The sequence below is a fragment of the Ruegeria sp. BHSB172 genome (assembly GCF_059613165.1).
Genome location: NZ_JBXWRZ010000010.1, coordinates 86,796 through 100,084, shown reverse-complemented (window position 1 = coordinate 100,084; position 13,289 = coordinate 86,796). Strand labels below are relative to the sequence as shown.

The 13,289-nt window shown below is 63.2% G+C and carries 12 protein-coding genes, 1 other RNA gene and 1 riboswitch; of the genes, 5 read left to right on the top strand and 8 right to left on the bottom strand.

The genetic code is table 11. The features are described from left to right. The 5 genes from AC2FM3_RS07950 to AC2FM3_RS07930 form a co-directional block, all read right to left on the bottom strand. Nucleotides 1-1,519: ABC transporter ATP-binding protein (locus AC2FM3_RS07950; protein WP_496680460.1), on the bottom strand; the 1,519-nt coding region annotated here is incomplete at its 3' end. Continuing rightward, nucleotides 1,516-2,622 (bottom strand): ABC transporter permease, encoded by a 1,107-nt coding sequence (locus AC2FM3_RS07945; RefSeq protein ID WP_496680459.1) that lies wholly within the window; start codon nucleotides 2,620-2,622, stop codon nucleotides 1,516-1,518. The genes AC2FM3_RS07950 and AC2FM3_RS07945, both read right to left, overlap by 4 nt. Then, a complete protein-coding gene (locus AC2FM3_RS07940) occupies nucleotides 2,623-3,717 on the bottom strand; it encodes a microcin C ABC transporter permease YejB (protein WP_496680458.1) in 1,095 nt (364 codons plus the stop codon). A gap of 1 nt (nucleotide 3,718) precedes the next feature. Continuing rightward, complete coding sequence (locus AC2FM3_RS07935; protein WP_496680457.1) at nucleotides 3,719-5,629, bottom strand: extracellular solute-binding protein; 1,911 nt, start codon at nucleotides 5,627-5,629, stop codon at nucleotides 3,719-3,721. 170 nt (nucleotides 5,630-5,799) lie between these two features. Beyond that, complete coding sequence (locus tag AC2FM3_RS07930; RefSeq protein ID WP_496680455.1) at nucleotides 5,800-6,309, bottom strand: c-type cytochrome; 510 nt, start codon at nucleotides 6,307-6,309, stop codon at nucleotides 5,800-5,802. Nucleotides 6,310-6,428: 119 nt separating this feature from the next. On the opposite strand from AC2FM3_RS07930, the gene AC2FM3_RS07925 reads away from it, so the two are divergent. Then, nucleotides 6,429-7,262 (top strand): prephenate dehydratase, encoded by an 834-nt coding sequence (locus AC2FM3_RS07925; protein ID WP_490360572.1) that lies wholly within the window; start codon nucleotides 6,429-6,431, stop codon nucleotides 7,260-7,262. A 20-nt stretch (nucleotides 7,263-7,282) separates the two neighbouring features. Here AC2FM3_RS07925 and AC2FM3_RS07920 read toward each other — a convergent pair whose 3' ends face one another. Together AC2FM3_RS07920 and nudC are read right to left on the bottom strand one after the other, a co-directional pair. Then, nucleotides 7,283-7,750 carry an SRPBCC family protein gene (locus AC2FM3_RS07920; protein ID WP_496680453.1) on the bottom strand — a complete coding sequence of 156 codons (468 nt, stop codon included), beginning with the start codon at nucleotides 7,748-7,750 and terminating at the stop codon, nucleotides 7,283-7,285. 38 nt (nucleotides 7,751-7,788) lie between these two features. Continuing rightward, nucleotides 7,789-8,772: an NAD(+) diphosphatase gene (nudC, locus tag AC2FM3_RS07915; RefSeq protein ID WP_496680451.1), complete on the bottom strand. Its 984-nt coding sequence runs from the start codon at nucleotides 8,770-8,772 to the stop codon at nucleotides 7,789-7,791. A gap of 144 nt (nucleotides 8,773-8,916) precedes the next feature. On the opposite strand from nudC, the gene AC2FM3_RS07910 reads away from it, so the two are divergent. Next, nucleotides 8,917-10,836 carry a bifunctional 2',3'-cyclic-nucleotide 2'-phosphodiesterase/3'-nucleotidase gene (locus tag AC2FM3_RS07910; protein WP_496680449.1) on the top strand — a complete coding sequence of 640 codons (1,920 nt, stop codon included), beginning with the start codon at nucleotides 8,917-8,919 and terminating at the stop codon, nucleotides 10,834-10,836. Between the two features lie 40 nt (nucleotides 10,837-10,876). Further along, nucleotides 10,877-10,973: signal recognition particle sRNA small type (ffs, locus tag AC2FM3_RS07905), an RNA gene on the top strand. Between the two features lie 62 nt (nucleotides 10,974-11,035). Here ffs and AC2FM3_RS07900 read toward each other — a convergent pair. After that, the gene (locus AC2FM3_RS07900; RefSeq protein WP_496680448.1) at nucleotides 11,036-11,893 is read right to left on the bottom strand and encodes an alpha/beta hydrolase family protein; all 858 of its coding nucleotides are present in this window, start codon (nucleotides 11,891-11,893) and stop codon (nucleotides 11,036-11,038) included. Between the two features lie 83 nt (nucleotides 11,894-11,976). Here AC2FM3_RS07900 and AC2FM3_RS07895 point away from each other — a divergent pair, with 83 nt between their 5' ends. Both AC2FM3_RS07895 and AC2FM3_RS07890 read left to right on the top strand, forming a co-directional pair. Then, complete coding sequence (locus AC2FM3_RS07895; RefSeq protein ID WP_496680447.1) at nucleotides 11,977-12,549, top strand: TetR/AcrR family transcriptional regulator; 573 nt, start codon at nucleotides 11,977-11,979, stop codon at nucleotides 12,547-12,549. A 28-nt stretch (nucleotides 12,550-12,577) separates the two neighbouring features. Further along, nucleotides 12,578-12,791, top strand: a riboswitch (cobalamin riboswitch). 87 nt (nucleotides 12,792-12,878) lie between these two features. Further along, a complete protein-coding gene (locus AC2FM3_RS07890; protein ID WP_496680446.1) occupies nucleotides 12,879-13,286 on the top strand; it encodes a hypothetical protein in 408 nt (135 codons plus the stop codon). The last annotated feature ends 3 nt before the right edge of the window (nucleotides 13,287-13,289 follow it).

Here is a 13,289-nt window from a genome sequence, read left to right as displayed (position 1 = left end):
CTTCGGCAGCGCCCATCTCGACCACGTCTCCGTTGCGCATGACGATCACCTTGTGTGACATCGCCCGCACCACCTTCAGGTCGTGGCTGATGAACAGGTAGGCCAGCCCGTATTTCTTCTGCAAGTCGCGTAGCAGTTCGACGATCTGCACCTGAACCGTCATGTCCAGCGCGCTGGTGGGTTCATCCAGCACCAGCAGCTTGGGCCGCAGCACCATGGCGCGGGCAATCGCGATGCGCTGGCGTTGCCCGCCCGAGAATTCGTGCGGGTAGCGGTCCATGGCCGCCGGGTCCAGGCCCACCTCGGTCATCACCTCGGCCACCAACTCGCGCGGCGCGCGGTGCGGGTCGACCTTGTGGATCGCCAGACCCTCGGCGATGATCTGCTGGCAGGTCATACGCGGGCTGAGGCTGCCGAACGGGTCCTGGAATACGATCTGCATGTCCTTCCGCAGGCGGCGCAGTTCACGCGTGGACCAGCGGCGCACATCCTGCCCACGGAAGGTGATCCCGCCCTCGGAAGCGATCAGACGCATGATCGCAAGCGCAAGCGTGGTCTTGCCCGAGCCGCTTTCGCCCACGATCCCTAAGGTCTCGCCTGCCCGCACGCTGAGCGTAGCGTCGTTCACCGCCTTCACATAGCCGACCGTGCGTTTCAGGAACCCGCGCTGGATCGGGAACCAGACCTTCAGATGCTCGGTCCGGGCCACTTCTTCGGCCGCGGGGTCTATCGGATCGGGAATGCCTTTGGGTTCGGCCGCCAGCAGCTTGCGGGTATAGGGGTGCTGAGGGTTGTCGAAGATCTCGGCCACCGGGCCGGTCTCGACGATCTCGCCATCCTTCATCACGCAGACCCGGTCGGCGATGCGCCGCACGATGCCCAGATCATGGGTGATGAACAACATCCCCATGTTTTCCGATTTCTGCAGCTCGACCAGCAGCTCGAGGATCTGCGCCTGAATGGTCACGTCCAGCGCAGTGGTCGGCTCGTCAGCGATCAGGATATCGGGCTGATTGGCCAGCGCCATGGCGATCATCACCCGCTGCCGCTGTCCGCCGGACAGCTGATGGGGATAGGCGTCCAGCCGTTCCTCGGGGTCGCGGATGCCGACCTTGTTCAACAATTCGACGATCCGGGCGCGCGCCGCGTCGCCCGTCAGCCCCTGGTGCAGGGCCAGCGATTCCGCCATCTGCTTCTGAATCGTGTGCAGCGGGTTCAACGAGGTCATCGGCTCCTGGAAGATGAAGCTGATATCGTTGCCGCGCACCTCCATCAGACGCTGCTCCGAGGCGCCGATCATCTCTTGGCCGTCATAGGTGACCGATCCTTCGACGATTGCGCTGTCGCCCAGCAGCGACACGGTCGACAGCGCGGTGACCGATTTGCCCGAGCCGGATTCGCCCACCAGCGCCACGGTTTCCCCGCGATCGACATGGAACGACACGCCCCGAACCGCCGTGGTCACCTGCCCGTCCTGGTGGAACGAGACCCTGAGGTTTTTCACATCCAGCAAGCTCATGAGAAGGTCTTTCGCGGGTCGAACGCGTCACGCACGCCTTCGAAGATGAAGACCAGCAGCGACAGCATGATGGCAAAGGTGAAAAAGGCGGTGAAGGCCAGCCACGGGGCCTGCAAGTTTTGCTTGGCCTGCAGGGTCAGCTCACCCAGAGACGGGGCCGAGGACGGCAGCCCGAAGCCAAGGAAATCGAGGCTGGCCAGCCCCCCGATCGTGCCGGTCACGATGAAGGGCATGAAGGTCAGCGTGGCCACCATCGCGTTGGGCAGCATGTGGCGGAACATGATCGTCAGGTTGCCCACGCCCAGCGCCTTGGCCGCGCGCACATATTCCAGGTTGCGGGCGCGCAGGAACTCGGCCCGCACCACGCCCACCAGCCCCGTCCAGGAAAACAGGATCATCAGGAACACCAGCAGCCAGAAACTTCGCCCCAGCACCGCGAACATGATGATGATGACGTAAAGCGAAGGCGTCGCTGACCAGATCTCGATGATGCGTTGGAAGATCAGGTCCAGCCAGCCGCCGAAAAAGCCCTGCAGCGCGCCGGCGAATATGCCGATCAGGCTGGCCGCACCGGTGACGATCAAGGTAAACAGGATCGACAGGCGGAAGCCATAGATGACACGCGCCAGAACGTCGCGCTTGGTGTCGTCAGTGCCCAGCAGGTTCTGCCCGTTAGGCGGCAGGGGTGCTGCGCCGGGGCGGTCGACGCTGGTGTTGTAGGAATAGGGGATCGGCGGCCAAATCGCCCAGCCCCGCTCGAAACCTTCGGCCTGGAATGTTCCCGCTTCGATCTGCTCGATGATGCCTTCGGGGTCGTCGAAACACTCCTCCAGCCCGCCGCTGTCGATCAGGCACTGAACCTCGGGATCGCGGTAAATCGCCTCGGTCTCGAAATCGCCGCCGAACTCGGTCTCGGCGTAGAAATTGAAGATGGGCGTGTAGAACTCGCCCCGGTACTTCACCAGGATCGGTTTGTCATTGGCGATGAATTCCGCAAACAGCGACAGGCCGAACAGCACCGAGAAGATGATCAGCGACCAAAAGGCCCGGCGGTTGCGGCAGAAATTGCGCCAGCGGCGCTGGTTCAGAGGAGAAAGCGCCATTTACCCCTCGCGTTTCTCGAAATCGATGCGCGGATCGACCAGCACATACATCAAGTCGCTGATGATGCCGACGACCAGCCCGAGCAGACCGAAGATGAACAGCGTCCCGAAGATCACCGGATAATCGCGCGCCACCGCGGCCTCAAAGCCCAGACGGCCCAAACCATCCAGCGAGAATATCGTCTCGATGATGATCGACCCGCCGAAGAACACGCCGATGAACACCGCCGGAAAGCCGGCGATCACGATCAGCATCGCATTGCGGAATACGTGGCCGTACAAAACCCGCCGTTCACTCAGGCCCTTGGCGCGGGCAGTCATGACGTATTGCTTCTTGATCTCGTCCAGAAACGAATTCTTGGTCAGCAGCGTCAGCGTGGCAAAGGCCGAGATTGTCAGCGCGATGGTCGGCAGGGCGATGTGCCAGAAATAGTCGGCCACTTTGCCCAGCAGGCTGAGGTCTTCCCAATTATCCGAGGTCAGCCCTCTGAGCGGGAAGATCTGCCAGTAGGACCCGCCCGCAAACAAAACCAGCAGCAGGATCGCGAACAGGAAGCCCGGAATGGCATAGGCCACGATGATGGCAGCGCTGGTCCAGGTGTCAAAGCGTGAACCATCCTTGACCGCCTTGCGGATGCCCAGCGGGATCGAGACCAGATAAGCAATCAGCGTCGACCAAAGGCCCAGCGAGATTGAGACCGGCATCTTTTCCAGCACGAGGTCAATCACCGAAACCGAGCGGAAGTAGCTTTCGCCGAAATCCAGCGTCAGATAGTTGCCCATCATGTTCAGGAACCGCTCGATCGGCGGTTTGTCGAACCCGAACTCTTTCTCCAGTTCGGCGATGAATTCCGGCGGCAACCCGCGGGCGCCCACGTATTTGTCATCGAAGACGCCGCCGCCGGGTTCGGCACCGGCCCCGGTATCGCCCGATCCGGCAAAACCCGCGAACACATCGCCCTGCCCTTCGATCTGGGCGATGATCTGTTCGATTGGCCCGCCAGGCACGAACTGCACCAGCGTGAAGTTGACGATCATGATGCCCAGAAGGGTCGGAATGACCAGCAACAGGCGTCTAAGGATATAGGCGCCCATGTTACCGCAACGCGCCTGCCGCTTTCAGGGCCGCTTCCTTTTCCGGGTTGATCCACCACAGATCCAGATAACCCAGCGAATAGGGCGGCAGCTGTTCGGGATATTCATACATGTCGTAGTAGGCCGTCCAGTATTCCGCGATATACCCGTCGGGGATGATGAAGAACTCGTACCGCAGGGCCCGGTCAAGCGCCATCAGCGCCGCGTCCTGCTCGGTCTGGTTGGTCGTGGCGAAAGACGCCTCGATGATGGCGTCCACCAGGGGGCTGGCAAGTCCGGCCGGGTTGAACAGGCTGAACGCGGCCTCTTTCGAGCCGTACATCTGGCTCAGCCCGCCGCCGGTGGACAGGAAAGCGCTGTAGCGGGTGGAATACACCATGTCGTAGTCACGTTCGCGGCTGCGCAGCGTATATTGCGCCGGGTCGACCTTTTCCGCCGTCGCGTCCACGCCGATGGCCTGTAGGTTCTGCACGAAGGTCTCGATCATCGTGGCCGTCGAGGTCGGCAGGTTGGAGGGGTACGGGATGTTCACCCGCAAGGTTTGACTCTGGGCGTTGCGGCGCACGTTGCCCTCGCCCACGGGCCATCCGGCCTCGTCCAGCAGCTTCGCGGCCTTGCGCAGGTTGCGCCGGTCGTTCAGCCGTGCCGGGTTCGATTGATGCACCGTTTCCACCGGCTGGGTGAGCAGTTCCGGCGGCACCACGTCGCCCAGCGACTTCAGAAACTCCAACTCGGGACCCTGCGGGACATCCTTCGCCTCGAGCGGGGTGCCTTCGATGAAGGAATCACGCGGCGAGTTCAGACCGTACAGGAGCGATTCATTGGCCCATTCGAAATTAAACGCCAGCGCCAGCGCCTTGCGCACATTCTTGTCGGCGAATTGCGGGCGCGCCAGATTGAACACGAAACCGGACGGATTCGGCGGACTGCCGTCGGGGATCGCATCCTTCACCACATAGCCCTGCGCGACCTTGGGAAAATCATACCCGGTCGCCCACAGCTTGGGGTCGCTCTCGATGCGGAACGTGTATTCGCCGGCCTTGAACGCCTCGAAGGCCGCGGTCTGATCCGCAAAATACTCGACCCGGATGCTGTCATAGTTGAACCGCCCCTTGTTGAACGGCAGGTCCTTGCCCCAATAGTCGTCGCGCCGCTTGTAGACGATGCGCCGGTTGATGTCGTAACTGTCCAGCTTGTATGGTCCCGACCCCACGGCGACCTCAAGCCGCGGCTCGTCCAGGCGACGCGACGGGTCGGCCTCGAACCAGGCCTTCGAAAACACCGGGGTGGACCCCACCGTCTCGATCCGGCTGCGGGCGGTCAATTCAGGATTGAAGGTGAATTTCACCGTGTGGGTGTCCAGAGCTTCGGCGCCAGTGACCATGCGGCCCACGGCCTGCGCATAGGATGGCAGGCCCTGCTCGATGAACAGGCGGTGGCTGTAGACGACATCCTCGGCCGTGACCGGTGTGCCGTCCCAGAAGGTCGCCTCGGGGCGCAGATGGAAGATGACCCAGTTGCGGTCGGCGTCATATTCCAGACTTTCGGCCAGCACGCCGTAATACTGGCCAATGCTGTCATCCGAACTGTCGATCAACCGGTCGTATTGCAACGTGGTTAACGCACCGGCCCGCCCCTTGCGGGAATAGGGGTTGAGCGAATCAAACGTCCCCGACGCCGCCAGCGACAGCTCGCCCCCCTTGGGCGCATCGGGGTTCACATAGTTCAGATGCGCATAGTCGGCCGGATAGTCCAGGTTGCCGAAATACGAATACCCGTGGCTGCGGATGATGTCGCCCTCATCTGCCACGCCCGGCACTGTCTGCAGCGCCATGATCGCCGCCGAAAGCCCCAACGCTGACGCCCAATGCCGAATACTCAGTACACGCGCGCCAGGTAAAACGGGTTTCATGCAGGTCATCCTTCGCGTTCGTCTCGGTTCCATGTCTGTCCACGCTAGCTAACGGGCCAGCGATGGCAGTTGCAAGTTTAGACTGCGTGAGCGCTTTGTGAAGATTTGTTGAGACGAAAAAAGCCGCTGCACATCGGCAGCGGCTTTCGCAAGTCACGGACCCTGACCAATCAGCCGCCGATCGTCTGCAGATAGGCGATCAGATCGGCACGGTCTTCAGGTTTTTTCAGGCCCGCAAAGCTCATCGAAGTGCCTTGGATATAGCCTTTCGGATTGGCCAGGAAGGCATCCAGTTCCTCGGGCGTCCAGTTGCCGCCATGCGACTGCATCGCGGCGGAATACCCGCCGAACCCTTCGGCCGATGCGATCGGACGGTTCACGACGGCGTACAGGTACGGGCCGGTGCCGTTCGCGCCCTTCTCGAGCTTGTGGCAGGCCGAGCACTTGCGGAACACCTTGGCTCCCTTTTCAGGATCGGCCGCGGCCAGCAGATCGGCAAAGACCACTTCTTCGCCGTCAGCGCTTTCGCCGGCGCTTTCCGTTTCGATCACATAGGCGGCCATTTCACCATGCGCGTCCGTGCTATACAGAACGTCAGCCCCCCATTTCGCCAGGAGGAAGAAAAGAAAGGCACCGAACAGGCCGGCTGCGGCCTTGGTAACTGTCATCGTGTCAAACATTGATCGCGAGTCCATTTCAGCTGTCTGCGGGGTGTCTAAGGCTTCCCCTTGCAAGAGGCAAGGTATAGACACCGCGACCAAACGCCCAATTCTGTAACTTGTTGCACGGAATCGACCAAATGACCAATCGCATCGCATTTCAGGGCGAACCCGGCGCCTACAGCCACGAAGCCTGCCGCATGGCCCGCCCCGACATGGAGCCCCTGCCCTGCCGCACCTTCGAGGACGTGATCGAATCGGTCCGGTCGGGCCAGGCCGATCTGGCGATGCTGCCGGTCGAGAACACCACCTATGGCCGCGTCGCCGACATCCACCGTCTGCTGCCGCACAGCGGGCTGCACATTATCGACGAAGCCTTCGTGCGTGTGCACATCAACCTTCTGGCGGTCCCCGGCGCAACGCTTGAAGACATTACCGAGGCGCATTCACACCTGGTCCTGCTGCCGCAATGCGCGGGCTTTCTGCAGGAACACGGCATCCGGGGCCGGGTCAGCCCCGACAATGCCCGCGCCGCGCGCGAGGTTGCCGAGGCCGGAGACAAACACTCGGCAGCCCTTGCCAGCGAACTGGCGGGCGAGATCTATGGGCTGAACGTTCTGGCCCGGCATATCGAGGACAATGACGACAACACCACCCGGTTCCTTGTCATGTCGCGCGAAGTGGACGAGACGCGCCGGGGTGCGCATGGCATGATCACCAGCTTCGTCTTCCAGGTCCGCAACATCCCGGCGGCGCTGTACAAGGCGCTTGGCGGGTTCGCGACGAACGGCATCAACATGACCAAGCTGGAAAGCTACATGGTCGACGGTTCCTTCACGGCGACGCAATTCTATGCCGACATCGTCGGCCATCCCGACGACCGCAACGTGCAGTTGGCGATGGACGAGTTGCAGCATTTCACCACGAATGTCGAAATACTGGGGGTCTATCCCGCCGCGCGGCCTCGGGGCTAGCGACTTGCTGCCGGGCGCCGTCAGCCCCCGTGCGCGTACCGGGTTTCCATTTCGCGGGCAAAATCACCCAGCCGCAACTGGAACTGGCGGCGAAACCGAGTTTTTCCCAGCTTGAACGATTGCAGCAACAGCCGTGCGGGCAAAGTCTGGGCGGCCAGCGACATTTCGATGTACAACCGCGTGTGCCGCTGCGACAGCGGCAGCAACTCGACCGTGGTCAGGCTGGTCATGCCCTTACCCGCGGCCACGAACCGCATCAGCGACGGGCGTTCGAACTCGGCCAGTTCGACCGACATGCGGCGCGTTCGACCGCGCACCTTGAATTCGGCATCCCAACAGGCGCCGACCCCGGGGGAAGGCGTATCGAAGGTCCGCCGCACCTCGATCCCGCGCCGCAGGGCCATGCGTTCGAAACGCCCGAAATCCGCGACCATCTCGAAAACGTCCGAGATGGGGACCTGAATGTCTTCCTGTGCCGAAAACTGCATGTACGCCTTGATCGTTCGGTATTTTTGCCAGTGTCTCGCTAGTCCAGGGTATCCGCAAGCCAGTTGCGCAGAAGAAAATGCGCGATCGCGCCTTTTCGCGCCGGCATCAACCGCGGGTGTTCCCCGGCAAATGCCTGCATCATGTCTGCGCGCGACACCCAGATCGCGTCTTCGATCTCGACCGGATCGATCGTCAGCCGCTGCGACAGGGCCTGCGCCGCGCATCCAAACATCAGCGAAGCTGGAAACGGCCAGGGCTGGCTGGCCAGATAGCTGACCGCACCGACCGGCACGCCGGCTTCTTCCATGACCTCGCGTCGCACGGCGGCCTCGAGCGTTTCGCCCGGTTCGACGAATCCGGCCAACAGTGAATACATCCCCTCGGGCCAGCCGGGCGAGCGCCCCATCAGCACTGCGTCGCCAAAGGTGACCAGCATGATGACCACCGGATCAGTGCGCGGGAAGTGCTGGGCGCCGCATTCGGGGCAGGCCCGCTGCCAGCCGCCCTGTGCCGGGGCGCTGCGGGTTCCGCACCGGGCGCAAAACCGATGGGTTTCGTGCCAGCCGATCACCGCCTTCGCCGTCGCGGCGATTTCGGCATCGCGGGGCGACAGACGGGTCATGATGCGACGCAGCTCGGCAAAGACATGACCGGTGGGCAGGTTCGGATGCTGCTGCTCGGAGCGATCGACAAAGGCCCCGACTCCAGACAAGTCCAGCCCGTCGGCCGGCCAATCGGATATGTCGGCGGCAAACAAGGGCGCGCCCGCGTCGGACTTCCCCATGAAAACGGGCTGTTCGACGGCACCCCCGGGGCCGCTCTGCACCAGAGCGTGGGTCATCGGCACCCAAGCCAGCTGATCCAGATCGCCGCCCTGCACCAAGATCTTGCCCCGCCACAGCAACAGGCAGCGCGACATCGGGTCCCTGCGGGCCGCCTCCAGTTCTTCGCCGTTGGCACGAATATGAGCGGCACGGTTCAGCCCCGATCCGCCGAATGTAACCTGCTCTGCCCGTTTCATGTCCATGCTCCTGCGATTGGCTCAAGGGCTGCCACGACTGTCGGCCCAGCGCAATGCCCAAGCCAAGGCCGCCGTTCGGCACCGCCTGCAAAAAAGACACATGGATGCCCGACAAATAAACGGATATTCTACCTTTCGGCGAACATGCATTTAAAACAACGCACAAAAGCAGAGCAGTTGAAAACAAAAACCTTGGCGCACCAAGCGCATGGCCAAGCGATCCAATCCGTCCTTCGCATCCTGGCGACGACGGACCTGCACATGAATCTGACCAGCTTCGACTATTACGCCGACCAGCCGGACCAAGCCATCGGGCTGACCCGCACGGCCAGCCTGATCCGCGCCGCCCGGCAAGAGGCCCGGCAGTCGGGCGCCGAAGTGCTGCTGTTTGACAACGGCGACGCGCTACAAGGCACGTTGCTGGGTGATTGGGCCGCCGACCAGCCCGGCCCTCAGCATCCGCTGTTGTCGGCTTTCGAGAAACTGGGCTATGACGCAATCGCGCTTGGCAACCACGATTTCAGCTTCGGGCTGCGCGTTCTGGAAGCCATCGTCGAACACGCGCCGTTTCCGGTGCTGTGCGGCAATCTCCGGCGCATTGGACGGGCGCAGGCCTGGCAGCCCTGGGTCGTACTAACACGTCGGATGCGGGTTGGCGGCCAAGAGGTTCCGCTGCGCGTCGGCGTTTTTTCGATCCTGCCGCCGCAGACGGCCCGGTGGGAAGCGCACCATCTGGACGGGCAGGTCGAGGTCGCCGATTCGATTTCCACCGCCCAGACCTGCATTGCCGAACTGCGCGACCGCGGCTGTGACCTGGTGATTGCCCTTGCCCATTCCGGCCTTGGTGACGCCGAACCTGCCCCCATGTCCGAAAACGTGGTGATCCAGCTGGCGGCTCTGGCCGGCGTGGATGCCATCGTGGCCGGGCACACGCACATGCTGTTTCCCGCAGACGTCCCGGACCCGGTGGCCAGCATGGACCTGCAAAACGGTCTGATCCACGGCAAGCCCGTGGTCATGCCCGGAACCGCCGGAACGCATCTGGGCGTGATCGACCTGACGCTGGAGCGAGATGCGACAAGGTGGAAAATCGTCGCGAAATCCGGCCGACTCCGCTCTGTTCAGCCTGCGCAGCCGGATGCGGGGCCTGTGCCCGAAGACCCCGAGATGATGCAAGTGTTTCAAACCGGACACGCACGGACACGCCGCCGTGCGGCATCGCCGGTCGGGCGGACAGAGCAGGCCATGCACAGCTATTTCACTTTCTGCGGGCTGGATCGCGGCCTGACCTTGGTCGCCGCCGCCCAAGCCGCAGCGCTGCGGCCGGTTCTGAAAGAGTCGAAGTTGGAAAACCTTCCGCTGCTGTCGAGCGTAGCACCGTCCAAATTCGGGGGTCGGGCCGGGCCACGCCATTTCACCGATGTTCCGCGGGGCGACGTGTTCCTGCGCCACGTGTCGGATCTGCATGTGTTTCCCAATGAGTTGCGGGCGGTCGTCGTTTCCGGTGCACAGTTGCGGGATTGGCTGGAAATGTCGGCAGCAGTCTACCGGCAAATCGACGGCGCCCGAGAAGCAGACCTGATAGACCCGCAGGCGACCGGGCACAATTTTGACGTCCTGCACGGGGTGACCTACGAAATCGATCCGTCATGCCCGCCGAGTTTCGACCTTGGCGGACACCGGACCGGTAACGAGAATGGGCGGATACGAAACCTTTGCCATCACGGCACCCCGGTCACGGCGGAACAGGCTTTTGTCGTGGCCGTCAACAACTATCGGGCCAATGGCGGTGGCAATTTCCCGATCCTGCGGCAAAATCCGGCGATCCAGATGCCGCGCATGAATATCCGCGCGATCGTCCGGGATTACCTGTCCGGAGCGCTGGAACGCGATCCGCTCGAAGATGCTCCGGCCAGCTTTTCCCTGACCGGTTTCCACGGGCGTGCGGCCGTGCTGCGCACCGGACCGGGCGCCGAGAAATACCTGGATGAACTGGCCGCTTTCAGCCCCGAGCCGCTTGGGTTGGACGACCAGGGCTTTCTCCGGATTCGGCTGTGGCCGTGACGGGTTGCCAAGCGCCTGCGTGATGCCTATATCGGCGGTCGAGAGGTTGGCGCGGGCAAGCGCCTCGCCAACCTGGTCAGGTCCGGAAGGAAGCAGCCACAACGAGCCCCGCTTGGGTCGCTGTCCAACCTCTCACTTGATGCCGTCACGGCACACTGTTTTCCGATCATTCCCTGATGCAGGACCGCCGGACTGGTCGTCAGGCAACCAGCCGCGGCCAGATTGCGCGGCTGCGCCGAGCGAAGGCGCCGATATGGCCGACCTCGCGCAGGCCGAAGGCGGCCGGGGCCAATAGATGGCGCCGCGCCGCAGGCCCGTACAGCTCGGCCAGCCGCCAGACCGCCGGCGGCGGAACCGTCTGATCATCCTCCAGGGCGATGACGTCCACCGGGGTCGTCATTCGGCCCCAATCGGCCGGCGGAAGCGTGTCGCCCAGTTCCGGCAGATAGCTGTCGGGTGACGTACACCACTTCCGCCACTGCCAATAGACCCCGGATGGCAGGTCGGACCCGAACCCAAGCATCCGCCCCGGCAGATAGCCCAGCAGACGCACCAGAGGCGGCACATGACCATACCAGAACAGGCTCGCCAACCCTTTGTAGGGCCAGGGATGATCGGCCAGGGTCACCAGCCCCGAACACACGCAGATCATCCGCTCGATCCGGTCGATCCCGGGCTGAAGCGGCCCCAGCATCCCGCCAACCGAATGACCGATGACCCAAAGCTTGGCATCGGGATAGCGCCGCCGCATCTCGGCCTGCGCCGCCGGCATGTCCTTCAGCGCCCAATCGGCCATCGTGGCATCCGAGTCTTTCAGGCGCCGTTTCAGAGATGTCCCGAAATCGCGATAGTCATAGGTCAGGCAGGCCATGCCCCGTTCAGCGGCCAGCCACCGCGCGAAATGCTGGTAGTAGTCCCGCGGCACGCCGGTTGCCCCGTTCAGTACGACCGCGATTTCCGGCATGGCCATCGGTGCATAGAGCCGCGCCGAAAGGTTTACCTCGCTCGTTGAAAACTCGAAATCCTCGACTTTCACGGTCTGCTGCGAATCCAACATCCATGCCTCCAAGCGCTCTGGACCGATTGGTCTAATAATTTCATCTGGACCGATCGGTCCAGCCCTGTCAAGATGCGTGCAAGATGACCCGACGTCCGCAAAACACCCGCGATCGCCTGACCCAGACCGCCGCCCGGCTGTTCCAGCGCTCGGGCTACAACGGTGTCGGCCTGACCGAGATCCTGACCGAGGCCCGGGCGCCCAAAGGCTCGCTGTACCACCATTTTCCAAAGGGAAAGCAGGATCTTGCCCTCGCTGCGGCCAGCTGGGCTTCGGACGGGATGCGCGACATGATCGCGGCGGCGTTCAACGACGCGCAGGATTTCCGCGCAGGAGTCACCACCCTTTGCCACAAGATCGCGAAAATGTTCGACACCTCGCCGCAATGGGAGACCTGCCCGATCGCCGCCACCCTGTTCGAAAGCCCCGACAACCGGGCCTTCCGCGACCATGCCGACCGGCTTTACGAAAGCTGGATCGACGAGGTGCGCGGCCACGCGGAACGGTTCGGCGTCGCGCATCCTGACATGGCGGCCGACACCCTGTTCATCATGATGCAGGGCGGTTGGCAACTGGCGCGCGCGCGTCGGGATTCGAATGTGCTGCGCCGGTTGCCCGAGCATGTCCCGTGGGACCGGTTCCAGCCGCGCGAATGAATGCGGCTTGACTCGGCCCGACCCTGACCGCTAGCGATTGGGTGATGGTTCCCGCGCCTTCAGCCGGGATGAAAAGGGAACACGGTGCGGCCCCCCGGGACAATCGGAACGGGCCAATGCCGGGACTGCCCCCGCAACTGTAGGCGGAGAGCGATGCCGAGATACCACTGACCGCAAGGTTGGGAAGGTCGGCAAAGCAACGACCCGCAAGTCAGGAGACCTGCCATCAAACGTGAAACCGAAACTCGGACGGGGTGTCCGGGCAGGGTCTGGCCGTGAAATCGGCTGTCCGCCCCGGTCCGCCCCGCCCAGCGCGCGGAGGGCGCATCATGATCTGGAAGACCAACACGCACGAATTTTCCGCAACCGTCTGCCAACGCACGGGCAGGACCTGCCCAGCGCTGGCGCATCTGGCCCGGTCGGTCGCGCAGGCGGTCGCGGCGGCCGACGCGGCAACCTCGCCCGATTTCCGGGTGGAAGGCAGCAGCGAACTGACCCATTGCACGCCGGGCTGCATGGCCCGCTTTGACGCTCGCGCCGACCTGATCCGGGTGTATTGCGGCGCACGCGCAGGGGCAGATACGCAAAGCCTGGACGCCTATGCCGACCTGATGTTCAATGATCAGGCCGATGCCTGCCCCGCGCAGGGGCTGGACACGTCACCCTGCGCGATGCTGCAGGCGGTCGCGCTGGATCCCACCACCCCGGCGGAACACGCCTTGCCGGCAGTCATCTGACGG

Bases quoted from the DNA above. Each gene is read 5' to 3' on its own strand.
- AC2FM3_RS07945 (WP_496680459.1), bottom strand. From the start codon at position 2,622: ATGGCGCTTTCTCCTCTGAACCAGCGCCGCTGGCGCAATTTCTGCCGC.
- AC2FM3_RS07940 (WP_496680458.1), bottom strand. From the start codon at position 3,717: ATGGGCGCCTATATCCTTAGACGCCTGTTGCTGGTCATTCCGACCCTT.
- AC2FM3_RS07935 (WP_496680457.1), bottom strand. From the start codon at position 5,629: ATGAAACCCGTTTTACCTGGCGCGCGTGTACTGAGTATTCGGCATTGG.
- AC2FM3_RS07930 (WP_496680455.1), bottom strand. From the start codon at position 6,309: ATGTTTGACACGATGACAGTTACCAAGGCCGCAGCCGGCCTGTTCGGT.
- AC2FM3_RS07925 (WP_490360572.1), top strand. From the start codon at position 6,429: ATGACCAATCGCATCGCATTTCAGGGCGAACCCGGCGCCTACAGCCAC.
- AC2FM3_RS07920 (WP_496680453.1), bottom strand. From the start codon at position 7,750: ATGCAGTTTTCGGCACAGGAAGACATTCAGGTCCCCATCTCGGACGTT.
- nudC (WP_496680451.1), bottom strand. From the start codon at position 8,772: ATGAAACGGGCAGAGCAGGTTACATTCGGCGGATCGGGGCTGAACCGT.
- AC2FM3_RS07910 (WP_496680449.1), top strand. From the start codon at position 8,917: ATGCATTTAAAACAACGCACAAAAGCAGAGCAGTTGAAAACAAAAACC.
- AC2FM3_RS07900 (WP_496680448.1), bottom strand. From the start codon at position 11,893: ATGTTGGATTCGCAGCAGACCGTGAAAGTCGAGGATTTCGAGTTTTCA.
- AC2FM3_RS07895 (WP_496680447.1), top strand. From the start codon at position 11,977: ATGACCCGACGTCCGCAAAACACCCGCGATCGCCTGACCCAGACCGCC.
- AC2FM3_RS07890 (WP_496680446.1), top strand. From the start codon at position 12,879: ATGATCTGGAAGACCAACACGCACGAATTTTCCGCAACCGTCTGCCAA.